The organism is Xanthomonas sp. JAI131, from assembly GCF_013410075.1.
Lineage (GTDB): Bacteria > Pseudomonadota > Gammaproteobacteria > Xanthomonadales > Xanthomonadaceae > Xanthomonas_A > Xanthomonas_A bonasiae.
In genome coordinates this window covers 620,173-638,952 of sequence record NZ_JACCCN010000004.1, presented here as the reverse complement: position 1 = coordinate 638,952, position 18,780 = coordinate 620,173, and the positions used below count along the sequence as shown (strand labels likewise).

The window sequence follows — 18,780 nt, the reverse complement described above, 5'->3', positions numbered from 1 at the left end:
GGCGCGAGCGGATTACCACCAGCGCATGCCTTCGAAGGGGTTCCAGCTGGTGCTGCCCTTCTTCACTTCCAGGTAGTAGGCGTAGTTGGCGATCATGCCGACCAGCACCGAATAGGCCACGCCCAGGCCGTTGACGACCATCTTCGGCAGGAAGAACGACAGCACGCCGATCAGCAGCGAGATGCCGATCAGCACGATCGCCTTGCGCCACAGGCCGAGGATGAAGAAGTAGATCCAGCCGAAGAAGAACGCGAAGAAGTTCATGTTGATCTTCAGGCGGTCGCCGAACGACGGCAGCGCCTTGAACGCCGGCTTGAAGCCGGGCGAGGCCGGCCCGCCGTGGCGGTCGAAGAAGTCGAAGCGGAACTGCCACTTGGGGCTGAGCGGCGCGCGTTCGGGGAGGTTCTGGGTACTCATGGAGAGGCAATTCCTTTTCTTGTAATCGTTTACATTGTAGCTGAATAGGCCCGGTGCGCACCAGATGCGGCCTGGATTGGCACCATTGTGGTGCGTATGGTTGCGTCGATGCAGTGGGCCATACGGGAGTCGGACCCCCATGGGTATCGGGCCGGTACGCGTCAGGAACCCGGGCCTGCGGACGCGGCAGACGTCGCATGCGTGCGACGCCACACTCTGGTCAGCGTCCCAGGCCGCGCCCGATCCTGATCGCCTCGGCCACGTTCCTGGCCGCCAGGCGCAGGTTCGCCGCGGCCTCGGCCAGCGCCTGCTCCAGCGTGCAGGCGCGCTGCACCGCGCCGAACATCGCGTCGATGCCGTGCGCGTGCAGAAGCTCGGCGCCGACGCCCAACCCGCCGGCGATCGCGACCACCGGCTTGCCGTGGCGTCTGGCGATGCGGGCCACGCCGAGCGGCGTCTTGCCGTGGACGCTCTGGCTGTCCAGGCGGCCTTCGCCGGTGATCACCAGGTCGGCGTCGGCCACCAGCGCGTCCAGCCCCAGCGCCTCGGCGACGATGTCCGCGCCCGGGCGCAGCTGCGCGCCCAGAAAGGCCACCAGCGCCGCGCCCAGGCCACCGCCGGCGCCGCCGCCGGGCAACCCGGCGAGCGCGATGCCGAGGTCGGCTTCGATCACCGTGGCGTAGTGCTGCAGGTTGGCGTCGAGCTGGGCGACCAGCGCCGGCGTGGCGCCCTTCTGCGGCCCGAACACCGCCGAGGCGCCCGCCGGCCCGGTCAGCGGATTGTCGACATCGCAGGCGACCTCGATCACGCACTGTCGCAAGCGCGGATCAAGGCCGCTGGCATCGATCCGCGCCAGCCTCGCCAGTGCACCACCGCCCACGCCGGGATCCAGCGCATGGCCTTGGGCGTCGAGCAGGCGCACGCCCAGCGCCTGCGCCATGCCGGCGCCGCCGTCGTTGCTGGCGCTACCGCCGACCCCGACGATGAGCTTGCGCGCGCCGGCATCCAGCGCCGCCAGGAGCAGCTCGCCGACGCCATAGCTGGTGGCGGCCAGCGGGTCGCGCCGCGCCGGCGGCAGCAGCGCCAGCCCGCTCGCCGCGGCCATTTCGACGACGGCGGTGCGGCCATCGCCGGCGATGCCGAAGAAGGCCTCGACCGGCTCCCCCAGCGGTCCGGTCACCGTGCGGCCGACGATGCGGCCGCCGCTGGCCGCGACCAGCGCCGCGACCGTGCCCTCGCCGCCGTCGGCGACCGGCACCTTGAGGTAGGTCCACGCCGGGAACACGGCGCGAAAGCCCGCCTCGATCTGCGTGGCCGCCTCCAGCGCCGACAGGCTTTCCTTGAACGAATCCGGGGCGATGACGATATTCATGGTTGCCCCGATGCTAGCCGATGCGACGGCGCCGGTTCGGCGCGTGCGGCGCTGCGCACTCCGGCGACCGGGCTACGCCCGCCTTCGGCCCTCGGCGGGCGCCAGGCCAAGCGCCACGGCCAGGCGCAATCGCGCGAGACGGCCGCGCCGGCACAGGTCTCAGGAAGACCCGGCGCGCGCCTGCGCCGCCGCCCACTCCTGCGCCTGCTGCATCACCCGCAGCACGTTGCCGCCCCAGATGGCGGCGATCTGCTGCTCGCTGTAGCCCTTGCGCAACAGCCAGGCGGTGATCTTGGGCAGGTCGGACACGTCCTCCATGCCGACCACCCCGCCGCCGCCGTCCCAGTCCATGCCGATGCCCACGTGCTCGGGGCCGATCAGCGCCAGCACGTGGTCCAGGTGCGCGAAGAAGTCGTCCAGCGTCGCCTGCCGCACCGGATATTTGGCATCCAGCGCCTTCATCTCTTCGCCGAGCTTGGGTCCGTCTGCCAGTTGCAGATGCTCCCAGCCGCCGTATTTGGCGATCAGTGCCTGCTCGGCCGCCTTGCGCTCGGGGCTGGCGCCGTTGTCGATCAGGTAACCGCCGTAGGAATTCATCTGGATCACCCCGCCGTGCGCGGCCAGCACCTTCAGCCGCGCATCGTCGATGTTGCGCGGATGCGCATGCACCGCGCGCGCGCCGCTGTGCGAGAGCAGGATCGGCACCGGCGACAGCGCGATCAGCTGGTCGAACACCGCATCGGAGGCATGCGACTGGTCGATGACGATGCCCAGCTTCTGCGCCTGCTGCACCAGCGCCCGCCCGGCAGGACTCAAGCCATGCCATTCCGGTCCCTTCGGATCGGTGGCCGAATCGGCGAACTCGTTGTTGAGGAAATGCGCCGTGCTCATCAGCCGCAGGCCTTGCGCGTAGTAGAAGCGCAGCAGCGTGGGATCGGCGACCAGCGGGCTGGCGTTCTCCATGCTCAGGTACACCACGCGCTTGCCGGCGGCCTTGATCCGCGCCGCATCGGCCGGCGTGGTGGCCATGCCGAACTGCCGCGGGTGCGCCGCGAGCAGCGCGTGGATCGCCATCAGGCGCTGCAGCCCGGCGTCGCGATCGTCCAGGTGCGCCTGCGCGCTGCGGTCGCCCTGGCCGGTGTAGATCGCCCAGAAGCCGCCGTCCAGCGCGCCGGCCACCATGCGCGGATAGTCCACCTGCGCCAGGCGATTGCCGGCGTGCGCGGCCATCATGTCGAAATCGCCGCGCTCGAAATTGGCCGGCGTATCCAGATGCGAATCCAGCGTCAGCAGGCGCTGCTGCAGCGCGGTGGCGCGCGCCAGTTCCGCCTTGGTGAAGTCGACGGCATGCGCCGGCAGCGCCGCGGCCAGCGCCAACGACACGGAAAGACACAGGGCGTGCAGGTTCATGCGCAGGAACTCTCGAACGGGGCGACGATTCGATGATAGCCATGCCATGCCTGCCGGGTTGCCCCGCGACGGGTAGGTGAGTGCATCCGGGTGGCACGCAAGGTCGCCCTGCACGATCGAACCCGCCGCGCGGCGCGGCGGCGCCGGCTCAGCCAGGCGTAGGCGACGCGCAGGCTTCGGCCCAGGCCGCGCCCGCCGCCAACAACGCATCGACCACCTCGCCCAGGGTCCACGTCGCCGTGCCTTCCCAGAAGGACGCCGGCAGTGCGACCCCGAGCTGCGTCTGGATCTCACCGATCGCATCCTCCACGTCGGCGCCGGTGTCGAGCATCTCGAAGCGCGGTCCGCCGCAGACGACGGCGAACACGTCGTCGGGCAGGAAACACGGACCGGGCCAGCGTAGCCGCCGCGCCAGGATCGCCCCGATTGCGCTTGCCGCCCGCTGCCGCGTGCCGCCACCCCACAGTTCCATGAGATCGACGCTGCGCGCCTTCTGCTGCGCCGACAATCGACCGAAGAACGACAGATCCGGGCCGAGCCATCTGACGCCGATGAAGAATCGTTCGCGCCTGCCGGTCGGCGGATAGCCGGGCGGGTAGCGCAGCGGCGACGCCGGGTCCGGGCAAGCGGTTGCTGCTGGTCTGTGCACGACGACCTCCCCTCGATCCGCGGCGAGGCCGCGCCGCACTATGCCACCGACCGGTCGTCCGCTGGCACGGCAAGCGGCACGCCGCGAGCGGCGGCACGCATCATCATGCCGACACCGGCGCCGCGGTTGCAGCGCGTCCCGCCCACACCTCCGGCCCGGCCTGGCAATAGCGCGCGATGAAGTCCTGCTGCGACGGCATCTGCGCCACCGCGCGGTCGATGGGCTGGCGGATCGTGTCGAGGAACTGCTGCAGCTGCTGGTCCGGCAACGCGCGCGCCAGCAGGTGGTGCTGCGCCGGCACGATGCCCTGGCCGAGCAGCACGTGGATCCACGAATCCACCCGAAACAGTTCGTCGCTGCCCTGCCAGGCGTGCGCGCGCTCGCGCCAGGCGCGCAGCCGCTGCTGCAGCGAGTCGGGCAATGTCATCTCGCGGCAGGCCCGCCACATCGGTTCGTCGCGCTGGTTGGCGTGGTAGTGCAGGATGATGAAATCACGCACGTGTTCCATCTCGGCGCGACTGACGTCGTTGTAGATGTCCGCCATCGACGGGGCGATGCCGTCGGTGGGGAACAGCGTGATCAGCCGCATCACCGCGGCGATGGTCAGGTGGATGCTGGTGGATTCCAGCGGTTCGATGAAGCCGCTGGCCAGGCCCAAGGAAACCACGTTCTTGTTCCAGGCCTTGAGCCGGCGGCCGGTGCGGAACGGCACCAGCCACGGTTCCTTGATCGGCGGCGCGGCGGCGTCGTGCAGCAGCTTGGCGCGCGCTTCGTCGTCGGACAGGTGCGCGCTGGAAAACACCAGCCCGCAACCGACGCGGTGCTGCAGCGGAATATGCCAGCGCCAGCCGGCGGCGTGGGCGATGGCGCGGGTGTACGGCACCGGCGCCGTCACCGCCTCGGTCTGCACCGCCACCGCGCGATCGCACGGCAGCCACTGCTTCCAGTCCTCGTAGCCGGTGTGCAGGGTTTGCTCGATCAGCAGGCCGCGGAAGCCGGTGCAGTCGATGAACAGGTCGCCTTCGATCAGCGTGCCGTCTTCCAGCAGCAGCGCCTCGACGAAGCCGCTCTCGGCGTGCTGCCGCACCTGCTGGATCTTGCCCTCCACGCGCTTGAGGCCGTGGCGCTCGGCGTGGCGACGCAGCAGGCGCGCGTACAGCCCGGCATCGAGGTGGTAGGCGTAGTTGACCGGCGGCGACTGTTGCAGCGCGAAGCGGTCCACGCGCGAGGCCACGGTTTCCAGGCAGTAGTCGCCCAGGTCGGAGACCATCCCGCGCCGCTGCGCCTCCAGCCAGAAATGGTGGAACGCGCAGACCAGGGTGCTTTGCCCGGTGAGGCCGAACGGGTGGATGTAGCGCTCGCCGTGCCGTGGCCAGTTCTCGAAGGAAATGGAGAGCTTGAAGGTGCCCGCCACGCTGCGCAGGAACTCCTGCTCGTCGATCTGCAGGAAACGGTGGAAGCTGCGGATCGGCGGCACCGTGGATTCGCCGACGCCGACCGTGCCGATCTGTTCGGACTCGATCAGGGTGATGTCCAGCAGCTCGCGGAACTGGTGCGCCAGCGCGCAGGCGGCGATCCAGCCCGCCGTGCCGCCGCCCGCGATCACCACCTTGCGTATCTGGGCCATTGCGTCGTCTCTCCTGCAGTGATGAATGGTGGCGCGCGCGGCGGCGCGCGGCCCTGGATGGGGTCCGTGGTCAGCGGTTGAGCTTGGCCAGCAGCATCGCGCGCAGCTGCCGCGCCTGGGTGTCGTCGATCGGGCCGAGCAGCTGCCGCGCCGGCGCCGGCAGGTGCGCGCCGGCGCGCTCGGCCGGGCCGAACACGTAGTAGTCGAAGATCTCCCGCCACGCCGCCTTCTCCGCCTCGGGCCGGTCGCGGATCGCCCACAGCGCGTGATACAGCGCCTGCATCGGCGCCGGCAGATGGGCCGGCGCGCTGCTCCACCAGTAGTTGACCAGCACGTTGAACGGCTCCAGCCCTTCCACGTGATGCCACCACAGGCTGGGCAGGAACAGCGCATCGCCCGGTTCCAGCACCGCGCTGCGGCCGTGCGCCAGCGCGTCGCGAAAGCGCGGGTAGCGCGCGACATCGGGCGCGGCGAAATCCACCACGCTGATCGCCTGCCCGCCCGGGGTCGGCTCCAGCGGGCCGGGATAGAGATTGCCGATCTGCTCCGGCGGGAACACGGTGAAGCGGCGCCGGCCGACCGCGCAGCAGGCCAGGTTGTTCGGCGCGTCGTAGTGGCAGGACGCGGTGATGCGGTTGCCGATCCAGATGCTCGGCCGCACCTGCATGCCATGCGCGGCGAAGTCCACATCGTTGCCAGCGCGGAATCCAGGCAGGCTGTCGTCCACCGGCAGCGAGGCCAGGTAGTAGGCCGGTGGCCGCGGATCGTCCAGGTGCGCGGCGATCGCCTCCAGCAGGCCGTGCAGGTCGCTGCGCCGCACTTCGAAGTTCAACGCGGTAAAGTCGTCGTTGTAGAACGGCCGGCCGGCGATCTCCGGCGCGCCGTAGGAGTACTGCAGCGCGCGGCCGTTGCTGTGCCCGCGCAACAGGTCCATGGCCTCGCGCGTGCCGCGCAGGCCGGCCTGGACCAGCGCCCAGTCGCGCGCCACGCCACGCAACACCACCGGTTCGCCGGCGGCGAGCAGGTCGGCCAGCGGCACTGCGCCGGCCCGGCAATCGCTGCGCTCGGCAATCGCCGCCAACGCGTCCACGCCGCTCAGGCGGCCTGCCCGGAGGCGACCGCGTCCACGCCGACGTACTGCAGGCGGCGCTGCTTCTCGGCCATCAGCCGGCGCATGTTGTGCAGCGACGCCAGCAGCAGATAGACCCCTTCCAGATACCCGGCGCGGTGCAGCCCATGCAGCGACGCCGCATCCAGCGCCGCCAGCCGTTCGCGGTCGATGCCGTACAGCCCGGCCAGATGCACGTTGTGTTCCTGCCCGAGCTGCACGTCGATGCGCAGCGGCTGGATCAGGCCCAGCGCATCGAAGGCGGCGAACATGGCGTCGCCGCCTTCCACGCCGTCGCGGATGCCGCGCAGCACGGTGATGATGTGCTCCAGATACGGGCTGTTGCCGCCTTGCGGCAGGAACACCCGTTCGCCTTCGTCGAAACTCACCCGGGGGTGGTCCAGATCGACATGGATCACCGGTTCGCGGCGCAGCACGCCGTCCTCGTGCTGTTCCTGGAATCCGATCAGGAACGGTCCCTTGGCGACGATGCCCGGCAGGTACGCCGCATTCCAGCGCGCGTCCTGCAGGAACAGGTTTTCCTGCTGCTCGAAGCCCAGCAGCGCCACCGACTGGAAACCGCCGCCGTCCGGGTCCTTGCGCAGCAGGATCGGATACTCGCGCTGCAACTCGGCGTATTCGGTCGGGAACGCCTGGACCACGCCGGTGGCGTCGCCGAACTCCGGGCCGAAGCGCAGGATCACGCGCAGGTCCTGGTGGGCCACGTTGTTGAGCAATTCGTATCGGGCCATCTGGACTCCGGCGGATCGGTGGCGGAACTGGGTGGGGCGCCACGCGACCATTGCAGCAAAGCGCCGCGCCCGCAAGACGCGCTGCGGCGTGGGCGCCGTTGCCGCACGCGGCCATCGCCGCGCGCGGCCTGCCGGGCTCAGAAGTTGTAGCGCACGCCCAGGGTATAGCGCGGGCTCTGGTCCAGCACCTTGATCACCTGCTTCTCCGAGCGGCCGTGCCAGCGCACGTCCTCGCTGGTGATGTTGATCGCCTCGAAGCCGATCGACAGGTTGTCGGTGATCGCGTAGCTGACGCTCAGGTCCAACTGCTGGTAAGGCTCGACGTAGTACGGGTTGCGGTTGGAGCCGTTCTGGTTGGCCGCGATCAGGTACTCGTCGCGCCAGTTCCAGGCCAGGCGCGCGCTCCAGCCGTACTTCTCGTACATCAGCATGACGTTGGCGGTGTCGCTGAGGCCGAGCAGCGCGAACTGGTCGCGGTCCAGCACCGTGTTGTCGAAGCCGACGTCGCCCTTGACCAGGGTGTAGTTGGCGTAGACGCCGAAGCCGGTGTCGCCGAGGAAGTACTGCCCGCCCAGTTCCCAGCCGTGGATCTTGGCCTTGTTCTGGTTGACCGGGCGCGACACGTCGAATTCGTACAGCGGATCGTCCGCCTCGCCGACCAGGTCGTAGGCGTTCTCCAGCGCCAGGGTCTGCGCCGAGCTGCCGTTGTAGGCGCCCAGTCCGCCAGTGGCCGCGGCGTTGCGCAGCAGCGCCATCGCCGAGAACAGCGAGGTGTCGTTGGCCGAGCAGGCCGCCGCCACGTCGTTGCCGGCGGCGCCGACCTGCGCGGCGCAGGCACCGCTCTGCAGGAAGGCCAGCGCCGCCTGCGCATCCGGCCCGGAGGTGGGGTCGCGCAGGCCGTACATGGTTTCGCGGGTGACGCTGGTGCCGATGAAGTTGGACACGCGCTTGTCCCAGAACGTCAGCGACACGTAGCTGGCGTCGGCGAAGTACCACTCCAGCGCCAGGTCCAGGTTGTTGGATTCCAGCGGGTCCAGGCTGGGGTTCTCGGTGCTGCCGGACGCGCGCGTGGAGGGGTTGATCAGGATCGAGCCGCCCGGCGTGCCCGGGGTCGAGCCGACCACCAGGTTGTTGTACGGCGCACGCGCGATGCTCTGCCCGAACGAAGCGCGGGCTTTCAGCGTGTCGGTGAGGTTGATGCTGAAGTCCAGGTTCGGCAGCACGTAGCTGTAGCTGTGCTTCTCGCTGAACAGCTGCACCTCGTCGGAGCGCAGCAGCTGGAAGTCGTTGTTGGCCTGCCATTCCAGCGCGACCGGGGTGGCCACCTCCGAGGAGGAGATCACGTCGGTCTTCTCGTAGCGCACGCCGATGCGGGTATTGGTGGTCATGCCACCGAGCTCGCCGTCGAACTCCAGCTGCATGTAGGCGGCGCGGGTCTTCTCCTCGACCTGGTTGTCGGAACTGAACTGCGGGTTGTAGCGCGTGGTCGCGCCATAGGCATTGCCCGCCCACAACGCCAGCTGGTCGGCGTTGCCGCGCCAGGCGCCCGGCGCGGCGCCGTTGGCGTTGAAGTCCTCGAACAGGCCGGTGATGCCGACCGGCTGCAGCAGCGCCAGCATGCCCGGCTCGTTGCCGGCATTGGCCACGCCCCAGTCGCCCAGCGTTGAATAGGTGTCGCTGATGCGCCGGTTCATCGTGGTCTTGGCGCTGTTGACGCCGAACTGGAAGCGGCCGTTGTCGAAGTCGAACTGGCCGTCGACGCGCCCTTCCTTCACCTCCGTCACCTGGCTCTGGTAGTAGATGCGCAGCACCTGCGAACCGAGTTCGGCCGGGGAGAAATCCTGGTTGACCAGGCCGTTGGTGCCGGCGATGGAATCGGCCGCGGTCGGGTACCAGGTGCGCGCGCCGATCGGCAGGCCGTTGTTGAACCACAGCTCCTGCGCCCACTGTCCGCCGCACTGGGTGCCGGCGGTGCAGTTATTGGTGCCGGCCAGGCTGAAATAGGTGGCGCTGCCGCCGGTGACCGGATCGTTGGGCAGGCTCTGGGTCTTGGAGTTGTGCGCATCGAAGGTCAGGCGCAGGCGGTCGGTGGCCTGCCAGTCGGCATTGAAGCCCAGCGAGCCGAGCTTGTACTTCTGCATGCTGCGCTGCTGCTCCATACCGAAGTCCTTGGCGCCGTTGGGCACGTCGCGCAGGTACACCGGCGTGGCCACCGCCTGCCCGGTGTCGAACACCAGGTCGGTGAAGCTGTTGGCGCGCTGCAGCCAGATGCCCTGCTCGCCACGATTCTCGGTGATCTCGTTGCTCGAGTAGGTGTAGTCCAGGGTCAGGGTCAGGCTGTCGGTCGGCGCGAACTGCACCACCGCCTGCCCATTGAGCCGCTCGCGCTCGAAGTCGGAGAAGGCGTAGCGCAGGTCGTTGGGCATGCCGTAGAGCTGGCCGATCGCCGGCGCGTTCTGCACGTTGGCGTCCGGGCGCAGCGCCGGATCGGTGCCGGTCCAGGGCTGGATGTTCCAGGCGTTCTCGGTCGCCTGCACCGATCCGCCGCGGCGCTTCTGGTAGCTGCCGCTCAGGCCGATGCCCCAGGTCTTGTCCGGGTTGGTGTAGCTGAAGATGCCGGACACTTCCGGCGTGACCTTGTTGTCGAACGGCTGCGAGTCGTCGTACGCGGCCTTGGCGCCGGCGCTGGCCACCAGGCCTTTGTGGTTGAACGGGCGGTCGGTGAGGATGTTGATGGTGGCGCCGATGCCGCCGCTGGGCGCATTGGCGCGGCTGGTCTTGTACACCTCGATGCCGGTGATCGCCTCGGAGGCGAGCTGGGCGAAGTTGAAGGCGCGGGTGCCGCCGTCCACGCCGCCGCTGGGCACCGCGCCCGGCGCGCCGAACGCGTCGGCACCGGGGATCACCCGGCCGTTGAGGGTGACCGCATTGAACTGCGGACCGAAGCCGCGCGCGGTGACCTGCGCGCCTTCGCCGTCGCGGCGCTCGATCGAGATGCCGGTGATGCGCTGCAGCGACTCGGCCAGGTTGGTGTCGGGAAACTTGCCGATGTCCTCGGCGCTGATCGCATCGACCACGCCGGCGTTGTCGCGCTTGATCCCCATCGACTGGTTGAGGCTGTTGCGGATGCCGGTGACGCTGACCGTGTCCAGCGTGGTCGCGTCAGGAGAGGACTGCTGCTGGCTGGTCTGGGTCTGCGCCTGGGTCTGCGGCGCCTGCTGGGCGAACGCCGGATTGATCACCAGCACCCCGCCGACGAAGGTGAACATGGCCTTGGAGCGGAACTTCTTCAACTGCTGACGCATCAGAATGTCCTCGGTGCTGGAGTCGGACGGGCAACGCCGTCTGCGGCGTACGACGCGGCGCATGCCTACGTCGAAGCGGTCCCTGGTACGTGACACGCATCGCTGCATGCCTGCATGTGATCCCCTACGTCTCGATCGATGGATGGATCGCGCCTTCCCCCGAAGGGCGCCGGGCGCCATCGCTGCCCGTTGCAACCCGGACGCTGACCAAGCCGCCCGCTACAGCGAATGCCGATATGCAAACCCGAATCGAAATCCGTGCGGCGCTGCCGCCGCGGCGAGTGAGGCGACGGCACCAGATCCCGGCACCTGGCCGAGAGTGATAGCGCTATCACCCGACGGCGCAAACCTAATCCCGCGTGCCGGCGTTTGTCACCGTGCGGCGCAACAAAGCTACGTTATGCGTACATCCGCTGGGATGCAGACCACGATGTAAGCGTTATCAGTGCCGACGTTGCGCAATTGGCGCGGTATGCGATGGACGAACGTCGTTGCCGTTGCGCACGTCGCCGCGCGCCGCAGGCGCGTTGCCGAGTGGGCAATGGCGTGATGCGTGCGATGCAGCGCGGTACGCGCTGTGGCGTGAAGGCGTGGCCGACTCGGCACACGTGGCCGTGCGGGCGCTGATCAGCCCGCAGCAGTGCCAGCGGTGTGTCGGCAACCCGCCCGGCGTGTCCGTGGTAACGCGATCTCGCGGCGCGCGGCGAACGCCGGCGCGCCGCGGCGGCTCAGTTCAGCACGCGGCAGAACACCGCTTTCAGATAGCGCGATTCCTGCACGTGGGCCATGAACGGGTGGTCGGCGCCGGCGCCGGCCACCTTCAGGATCTGGATGGTGCGGCCGGAGAAATACGCGGCGCGGCGCAGCATGTCCAGGAACTCGTGCTCGGCGACCAGGCCGGTGCAGGAGAACGTGGCGAACAGGCCGCCGGGCGCGACCACCCCCAACGCCAACTTGTTCATGTCCAGGTATTTCTTCAGCGCCGGGATCACCTGGTCGCGGTCGCGGGTCATCTTGGCCGGGTCCAGGATCACCACGTCGTAGCGGTCGCCGCGCACTGCGGCATCGCGCAGGTACGGGAAGATGTCGGCCTGCACGAACTTGAGCCGCACGTCGTTGAGCTTGGCGTTGCCCTTGGCGATCTCGATCACGTCCTCGTCGATGTCCACGCCGACCACTTCCTCGGCGCCGCGCACCTTGGCGTAGACGGCGAAGCCGCCGGTGTTGCAGCACAGGTCGAGCACGCGCTTGCCGGCCACCTGCTGGCTCAGCCACTGCCGGTTCTCGCGCTGGTCGGCGAAGAAGCCGGTCTTGTGCGCACCGGCCGGATCGGCGCGGAAACGCACGCCGTATTCGCTGATGATCGCCGGCTCCGGGCGCTCGCCGCTGCTGGACACCGGGCGGTAGTCGAAGCTCTCCTGCTTCTGCACGTGCTCCTCGGCGAAGCTGTAGAAACGCGCGCCGGGGAACTGGGTGCGCAGCGCGGCGTAGATCCAGTCGCGGTAGCGGAACATGCCGGCGCTGAAGAACTCGACCACCAGCAGATCGCCATAGCGGTCCACCACCAGCCCGGACAGGCCGTCGCCTTCGGCATGCACCACGCGCCAGGCGTCGGACACCGCGTCCAGCTTGAGCACGTCGCGGCGCAGCGACACCGCCTCGGCGATCTTGCCGGCGAACCAGGCTTCGTCCACCGGCACCTCGCGATCGATCTCGAGGATGCGCACGGCGATGCGCGAATGGCCATTGTAGAAACCGCGGCCGATCCACTCCCCGTCCACCCCGACCACGTCGACGAGGCTGCCCGGCTTGGGCTTGGCGGCGGGTTTTTCGACCAGTTTCTGGAAGATCCACGGATGGCTGGAACGCCAGGCGTTCTTGAGGCGGACTACGGGCAGGGGAGTATTCATGAACGCCATTGTATCCGCCCCGATTGACGCCACCGCCGCCAGCCGCAAGAATGGGCGCAGAAGGGGAGTAGCTCCCAACGTTGTCGCCGTCAATTCGAGCCAGCAGGCTCCGGTGCAACGGCAGCCAGACCATCGGCTGCGAGCGAGACCTTCGCCGCAGTGGCGAAGGCATTCCCTGGAACGAACCCCATCGTTTCCGTCCAGGATGCCTCGCCGCCGCGGCCCGAGGTTCAACCTTCACTGACGGGAATTCCCCATGCAAACGATAGGCAACGTGTGGTTGTGGAGCGGTTTCGCGATCGTGGTGATCGCGGCGCTGCTGGCGGATCTGGTGCTGATGCGCCACGGCGGTCCGCACAAGGTCACCTTCAAGGAAGCGCTGTGGTGGAGCCTGGGCTGGATCGGGCTGGCGCTGGCGTTCAATGCCGGCCTGTGGTGGTACCTGCGCGAGACCATCGACGTGGCCACCGGCAACCAGTACGGGCTGGAGTTCCTGACCGGCTACCTGGTGGAGAAGTCGCTGGCGGTCGACAACATCTTCGTGTTCCTGATGATCATGAGCTACTTCGCGGTGCCGGAGGAGCAGCGCCAGCGCGTGCTGGTGATCGGCGTGCTCGGCGCGATCGTGCTGCGCGCGATCATGATCTTCGCCGGCTCGGTGCTGCTGACCAAGTTCCACTGGCTGCTGTACGTGTTCGGCGCGTTCCTGCTGCTGACCGGCATCAAGATGTGGTTCTCGGCGGGCAAGGAGCCGGATCTGGAAGCCAATCCGGTGCTGCGCTTCATGCGCAAGCACCTGCGCCTGACCCCGCAGTACCACGGCAACGCGCTGAGCGTGACCCAGGAAGGCAAGCGCTGGTACACGCCGCTGTTCGCGGTGCTGATGCTGATCGCCATCACCGACGTGATCTTCGCGGTGGACAGCATCCCGGCGATCTTCGCGATCACCACCGACCCGTTCCTGGTGCTGACCTCCAACGTGTTCGCGGTGCTGGGCCTGCGCGCGATGTTCTTCCTGCTGGCGGGCATGGCCGACCGCTTCCACCTGCTGCCGTACGGGCTGGCGATCGTGCTGGTGTTCATCGGCACCAAGATGCTGATCATCGACCTGTACAAGATCCCGGTGCTGGTCTCGCTGCTGGCGGTGGCGCTGATCATCGGCGCGACGGTGGCGCTGAGCCTGCTGCGCCCGGCCAAGCCGGCGCACTGAGGCGCGCCGCGGCCGCGGGATTGTCCCGCGGCCGCGGCCAGTCCCTCCCACCGGCGGCGCCTTGCCTTGGGCGATGGGCGCCGCCATCCAGGGACCATGGACACTTCTCCGCTCTCCCCGTCCCCGCCTGCCGACGATGCGCAGGCGCAGGACCGCTTCGACCGGGCCCGGATCCTGCGCGCCTTCAACGCCAGCCTGGCGCTGATCGCGGTGCTGGTGGCGGTGTTCGCCAGCCAGGGCCTGTTCGACTGGCGGCCGTGGTCGGTGGGACCGCAGCAGGCCAGCGGCCTGCTCGGGCTGCTGACCGCGCCCTTGCTGCACGGGTCGCTGGAACACCTGGCCGCCAATGCCGGCGCACTGCTGATCCTGGGCACCCTGGCCGGCAGCGTGTACCCACGCGCCACCCTGGCCGCGCTGCCATTGCTGTGGCTGGGCTCGGGCCTGGGCGCGTGGCTGTTGGGCGAACCCGGCAGCCACCATCTGGGCGCCAGCGGCGTCACCCACGGCCTGCTGTTCCTGGTGTTCGTGCTCGGACTGCTGCGCCGCGACCGCGCCGCGATCGCCGCCAGCATGATCGCGTTCCTGTTCTACGGCGGCATGCTGGTGACGGTGCTGCCGCACGAGGCCGGCGTGTCCTGGCAGTCGCACCTGGGCGGCGCACTGGGCGGCGCGGTCGCGGCCCTGCTGCTGCGCCACCGCGACCCGCTGCCGCCGCGCAAGCGCTACAGCTGGGAAGACGAGGACGAGGAAACCCTGGCGCCCTTGAACGACGAGTTGGAGCCGCCTCCGCCGGCGCAGGTGCCGGTGCTGTGGCAACCGCCCTCGGTCCCGCGCGGGGTGGTGTTGCGCTTCCCGCCGCGGCAGGAGCGCGACGAGGGCTGAGGCCTCCGCCGCGGGCGTGGCGACCCCGCTGCGTAGCACGACAGCCGCTGTGCGCCTGCTGCTGCACTTCGCCCTGGGAGGCCCAGCGCTGGAGCATGCGACCCAGGTGTTACGGTTGGCGCGGGCTTTTTTGTGGGAGCGACTTCAGTCGCGACGCATTACCGGTAAGGCTCGTCGCGACTGAAGTCGCTCCCACAGGTTGCGCCGCCCGCTCGGCATGATGCTGCCATCCCGGTCCGACCCACCTCGCGCGCACGCTGGACGCATCGACCTGACTGCTGCAGGCAGCCACCCTCCGACCGGCGCCATGGCGGCCTGCCGCGCGATGGCACCGGCCGTACACTGGCCGATCCCTCGCCGCCCGCCCCAGATCGCATGCCCGCGTCCCCTGCCTTCCGTTTCCGTTCTGCCGCCCTCGCCCTGCTGGCGCTCGCGCTCGCCGCGTGCAGCACGTCGCCCGCCCGTGCGCCGGTACCGGCACAGGCGATGGGCGCGGCCGAGCCGGACAAGGCGGTCGGCTACCTCGCGCCTGCCGCGGTCCCGGCCAGCCTGCAATTGGTGCCGGCACCGCCGGCCGAGGGTTCGCCCGGGCAGGCGCTGGACCAGGCGGTGAACCGCGAGGCGCTGGCGCTGCGCGGCAGCGCGCGCTGGCAACAGGCCGCACGCGACGCCGATCTGAGCTTCCCGGCCGGCGCCGGCCAGTTCGCCTGCGCGCTGGGCGTGCCCATCGATGCGCAGCGCACCCCGCACCTGTACACCTTGCTGGAACGCAGCCGCATCGACGCCAGCGCTGCGACCAAGGTGGCCAAGAACCACTACCGGCGGCCGCGCCCGTTCATGCTCAACCAGCAGCCGGTCTGCACCCCGGACGACGAGGACGGGCTGCGCCACAGCGGCGCCTATCCCTCCGGGCACAGCGCCATCGGCTGGGCCTGGGCGCTGATCCTCGGCGAGCTCGCGCCCGACCGCATCGACGCCTTGATCGCCCGCGGCCGCAACTACGGCGAAAGCCGGCTGGTGTGCAACGTGCACTGGCAGAGCGACGTGCTGGCCGGCCGCTTCATGGGCGCGGCGACGGTGGCGCGGCTGCATGCCGACCCGGCGTTCCGCGCCGATCTGGAGGGCGCGCGCAAGGAGATCGCCGCCGCACGCGCGCAGGGCCTGATGCCGGCCCAGGACTGCGCCGCGGAAGCCGCGACCCTGCAGGTGCGGCCGGAGAGCGCGCTGTAGGGCGCTGCGGTGATCGATCGATTGGTCGCGGCTGAAGCCGCTCCTACAAACGCGTGCGTGCCGCTTGTACCGGTCCAAGCCCGCTCTTCTGTAGGAGCGGCTTCAGCCGCGACGCTTTCGATCCCAGGGATCGCGCCGCTCCGGTGCATCGCGACCGAAGCTGCTCCTGCAGAAACATTTTTTGCCCATGCCTTTGGGCAGATGCGAACCGACCGGGACGGCGGGCTAGACTCGCCGCAGATTTCCGCCAAGGACCTGCAGCCATGACCCAGTGGTATTTCCTGACCGGCAGCGAGCAGACCCGCTCCGGCCCGTTCGACGACGCCGACGCCATCGCCTTCGCCCGCACCAACCCCACCGCCATGGCCTGGCGCCAGGGCCAGAGCGGCTGGAAACCGGCCGACCAGATCGACGAACTGCGCGGCGCGAGCGCAGCCAGCCTGCCACCGGATCTGCCACCCCCGCCCGGCGGCAGCGGTCGCGCCGACGACATCGACTTCCGCATCGTCGGCCACGAGATGCAGTTCGTGGAGATCGAGCTGGATCCGGGCGAGAGCGCGGTCGCCGAGGCCGGCGCGTTGATGTTCAAGGACGCCGTGGTGCAGATGGACACCGTGTTCGGCGATGGCTCCAACAGCCAGGGCGGCGGGCTGATGGGCAAGCTGTTCTCGGCCGGCAAGCGCCTGGTCACCGGCGAGAGCCTGTTCACCACCGTGTTCACCCACCAGGGCCAAGGCAAGGCCAAGGTCGCCTTCGCCGCGCCGTATCCCGGCACGGTGCTGGCGATGAAGCTGGACCAGCACGGCGGCCGCCTGATCTGCCAGAAGGACAGCTTCCTGGCCGGCGCGCGCGGCGTGTCGCTGGGCATCCACTTCCAGCGCAAGATCATGACCGGCCTGTTCGGCGGCGAGGGCTTCATCATGCAGAAGCTGGAAGGCGACGGCTGGGTGTTCGTGCATGCCGGCGGCTGCGTGGTCGAGCGCGAGCTGGCCGCCGGCGAACGCCTGGATGTGGACACCGGCTGCGTGGTCGCGTTCCATTCCACGGTGGACATGGACGTGCGCCCGGTCAGCGGCATCAAGAGCATGTTCTTCGGCGGCGAAGGCATGTTCCTGGCCACGCTGACCGGCCCGGGCAAGGTGTGGCTGCAATCGCTGCCGTTCTCGCGCCTGGCCGGACGCATGTTCGCCGCCGCGCCGCAGGGCGGCGGGCAGAACCGCGGCGAAGGCTCGGTGCTCGGCGGCCTGGGCCGGATGCTGGACGGCGACAACAACTTCTGAGGCGGCGCCGGCGCGACGGTAGCGGCGCATGCGTGCGCCGCTCACCCTGGCACGACCGCCTCCAGCACTTCGTCGCGCAACCACTGTTCCAGTACCCGCCCGACCAGCGCCGGATCGTCGTCAGGCGCATGCCGGCACAACGCACCGAAGCGCAATCCGGCCAGGCCATCGCGCAGCATGCGCGCCTCCAGCGGCGACATGCTCTGGAAATAGGGCGACAAGCCCTTGCGCCAGACCCGGATCGTCACCGCCTCGGGCAGGCGTACCGCCGCGGGCGGCGCACGCCCCTCCGACAGTGCCAGCCAGATCGCAGCGGCGTTGCTGCGCATGCGGCGGCGGCGCAGGGTCGGCACGAAGCGCAGGCGCGCCTGCTCCCAATCAACGCCGACCAGTGCCGCCAGCGTCACCGGCGCAGCGTCGACCCCATCGAAGGCGCGGCGCAGGGCCAGGTCGAGCCAGGCCAGGTCGGCGAGCTCCGGACGCTCGGGATGGCATACGCGCAGGTAAGCACCGAAGCGGTCGCCGTAGGCGCCAAGGTTCCAGGCAGAAGGAGGATGCCGCGCCACGTAGCCGGCGGCGGCCGCGTCGAACGCGGCGTCGCCCAGCCAGGCCAGGGTGGTGGCGTAGGTGTCGCGCAACGCGTCGCCGAGCTGCGCGCGGTAGGCATGCCGATACACCCGCAGGCCCGGGCGCTGATGCGCATCCAGGCAGGCCTCCGCATCGGCCGCGGGGTCGCGCAGCCAACCCGAGAAACGGCGCTGCAGGTCGAGCAGGCTCATGCGGCCGCGCGTGCCGCACGTGCCGCGTTGGCGGCGATGCGCCGGGCGATCTGCAGCTCGTCCAGCAACTCGGGCAGCGGCGGGATCCGGTCGTCGCGCTCGATCATGGTCGCCATCGTGCCGATACGCCGGCACACCGTCGCGTACAGCGCCCACACCGGGTCGCAGACGGGTTGGTCGTGGGTATCGATCAACAGCTCGCGGCCCTGGCTATGCCCGGCCAGGTGCACCTGGCGTATCCGGTCCCACGGCAGCGCGTCCAGATAGGCCTGCGGATCGGCACCATGGTTGACGGCGCTGACATAGACGTTGTTGACGTCGAGCAGCAGATAGCAGCCGGTGCGTGCGCATACCTCGCGCAGGAACGCCGCTTCGCTCATGGCGCCTGCGAAGGCCAGATAGGTGGACGGGTTCTCAAGCAGCAGTGGCCGCTCCAGCACGTCCTGGGCGTGGGCGATGTTGGCGCAGACCACGTCCAGCGCTTCGCCGTCGTAGGGCAGCGGCAGCAGATCGTGCGAATTGAATCCTGCGACCGCGCTCCAGCTCAGATGGTCGGAGACCCACAGCGGGCGCACGCGCCGCGTGAGATGTTTGAGCCGCAGCAGATAGTCGCGATCGAGCCCGTCGGCCGAGCCCAGCGACATCGACACGCCGTGCAGCGCCACCGGGTAGCGCTCGCGCACCCGATCCAGCACATGCAGCGGCCGGCCGCCGGCAACCATGAAGTTTTCCGAGATCGCCTCGACGAAATCCAGCGCGGGCGGCTCCTCGAGATACAGCGGATAGTGCGGCGGGCGCAGGCCCAACCCGAAGCCATGGAAAGGCGCGATCGTGTCCATCTGGCGCAAG

Annotated in this window: 15 protein-coding genes; 4 read left to right on the top strand and 11 right to left on the bottom strand. The window is 69.4% G+C overall.

Going from position 1 to position 18,780, the window contains the following annotated elements; translation table 11 throughout:
- Positions 1 to 12: 12 nt before the first annotated feature.
- The 9 genes from HDC36_RS19200 to HDC36_RS19160 all read right to left on the bottom strand — a co-directional run bounded on the left by HDC36_RS19200 (position 13) and on the right by HDC36_RS19160 (position 12,550).
- On the bottom strand, positions 13 to 417 hold the full coding sequence (locus HDC36_RS19200; RefSeq protein WP_179570456.1) for a DUF2628 domain-containing protein: 405 nt from the start codon (positions 415 to 417) through the stop codon (positions 13 to 15).
- Between the two features lie 220 nt (positions 418 to 637).
- Entirely contained in the window at positions 638 to 1,789 is a 1,152-nt protein-coding gene (locus tag HDC36_RS19195) for a glycerate kinase (protein ID WP_179570455.1), read from the bottom strand.
- Between the two features lie 159 nt (positions 1,790 to 1,948).
- Positions 1,949 to 3,199 carry a dipeptidase gene (locus tag HDC36_RS19190; RefSeq protein ID WP_179570454.1) on the bottom strand — a complete coding sequence of 417 codons (1,251 nt, stop codon included), beginning with the start codon at positions 3,197 to 3,199 and terminating at the stop codon, positions 1,949 to 1,951.
- A gap of 148 nt (positions 3,200 to 3,347) precedes the next feature.
- Entirely contained in the window at positions 3,348 to 3,887 is a 540-nt protein-coding gene (locus HDC36_RS19185; RefSeq protein WP_179570453.1) for a hypothetical protein, read from the bottom strand.
- 64 nt (positions 3,888 to 3,951) lie between these two features.
- Positions 3,952 to 5,475: a tryptophan halogenase family protein gene (locus HDC36_RS19180; protein ID WP_179570452.1), complete on the bottom strand. Its 1,524-nt coding sequence runs from the start codon at positions 5,473 to 5,475 to the stop codon at positions 3,952 to 3,954.
- Between the two features lie 70 nt (positions 5,476 to 5,545).
- Positions 5,546 to 6,565: a cupin-like domain-containing protein gene (locus tag HDC36_RS19175; protein WP_179570450.1), complete on the bottom strand. Its 1,020-nt coding sequence runs from the start codon at positions 6,563 to 6,565 to the stop codon at positions 5,546 to 5,548.
- 5 nt (positions 6,566 to 6,570) lie between these two features.
- Positions 6,571 to 7,335: a SapC family protein gene (locus tag HDC36_RS19170; RefSeq protein WP_179570448.1), complete on the bottom strand. Its 765-nt coding sequence runs from the start codon at positions 7,333 to 7,335 to the stop codon at positions 6,571 to 6,573.
- Positions 7,336 to 7,472: 137 nt separating this feature from the next.
- The gene (locus HDC36_RS19165; protein WP_179570446.1) at positions 7,473 to 10,640 is read right to left on the bottom strand and encodes a TonB-dependent receptor; all 3,168 of its coding nucleotides are present in this window, start codon (positions 10,638 to 10,640) and stop codon (positions 7,473 to 7,475) included.
- 728 nt (positions 10,641 to 11,368) lie between these two features.
- Entirely contained in the window at positions 11,369 to 12,550 is a 1,182-nt protein-coding gene (locus HDC36_RS19160; protein WP_179570444.1) for a class I SAM-dependent rRNA methyltransferase, read from the bottom strand.
- 256 nt (positions 12,551 to 12,806) lie between these two features.
- Here HDC36_RS19160 and HDC36_RS19155 point away from each other — a divergent pair, with 256 nt between their 5' ends.
- From HDC36_RS19155 to HDC36_RS19140, 4 genes are all read left to right on the top strand, one after another.
- On the top strand, positions 12,807 to 13,760 hold the full coding sequence (locus tag HDC36_RS19155) for a TerC family protein (RefSeq protein WP_179570442.1): 954 nt from the start codon (positions 12,807 to 12,809) through the stop codon (positions 13,758 to 13,760).
- Positions 13,761 to 13,856: 96 nt separating this feature from the next.
- Positions 13,857 to 14,642 carry a rhomboid family intramembrane serine protease gene (locus HDC36_RS19150; RefSeq protein WP_179570440.1) on the top strand — a complete coding sequence of 262 codons (786 nt, stop codon included), beginning with the start codon at positions 13,857 to 13,859 and terminating at the stop codon, positions 14,640 to 14,642.
- A 375-nt stretch (positions 14,643 to 15,017) separates the two neighbouring features.
- Positions 15,018 to 15,872 carry a phosphatase PAP2 family protein gene (locus HDC36_RS19145; RefSeq protein ID WP_179570438.1) on the top strand — a complete coding sequence of 285 codons (855 nt, stop codon included), beginning with the start codon at positions 15,018 to 15,020 and terminating at the stop codon, positions 15,870 to 15,872.
- A 263-nt stretch (positions 15,873 to 16,135) separates the two neighbouring features.
- Entirely contained in the window at positions 16,136 to 17,152 is a 1,017-nt protein-coding gene (locus HDC36_RS19140; RefSeq protein WP_179570436.1) for a TIGR00266 family protein, read from the top strand.
- 41 nt (positions 17,153 to 17,193) lie between these two features.
- On the opposite strand, the gene HDC36_RS19135 is transcribed toward HDC36_RS19140, so the two are convergent.
- Positions 17,194 to 17,931: a DNA-binding domain-containing protein gene (locus HDC36_RS19135; protein ID WP_179570434.1), complete on the bottom strand. Its 738-nt coding sequence runs from the start codon at positions 17,929 to 17,931 to the stop codon at positions 17,194 to 17,196.
- A complete protein-coding gene (locus HDC36_RS19130) occupies positions 17,928 to 18,770 on the bottom strand; it encodes a DUF692 domain-containing protein (protein ID WP_179570432.1) in 843 nt (280 codons plus the stop codon). The genes HDC36_RS19135 and HDC36_RS19130 overlap by 4 nt, the downstream gene beginning before the upstream one ends.
- Between the last annotated feature and the right edge of the window lie 10 nt (positions 18,771 to 18,780).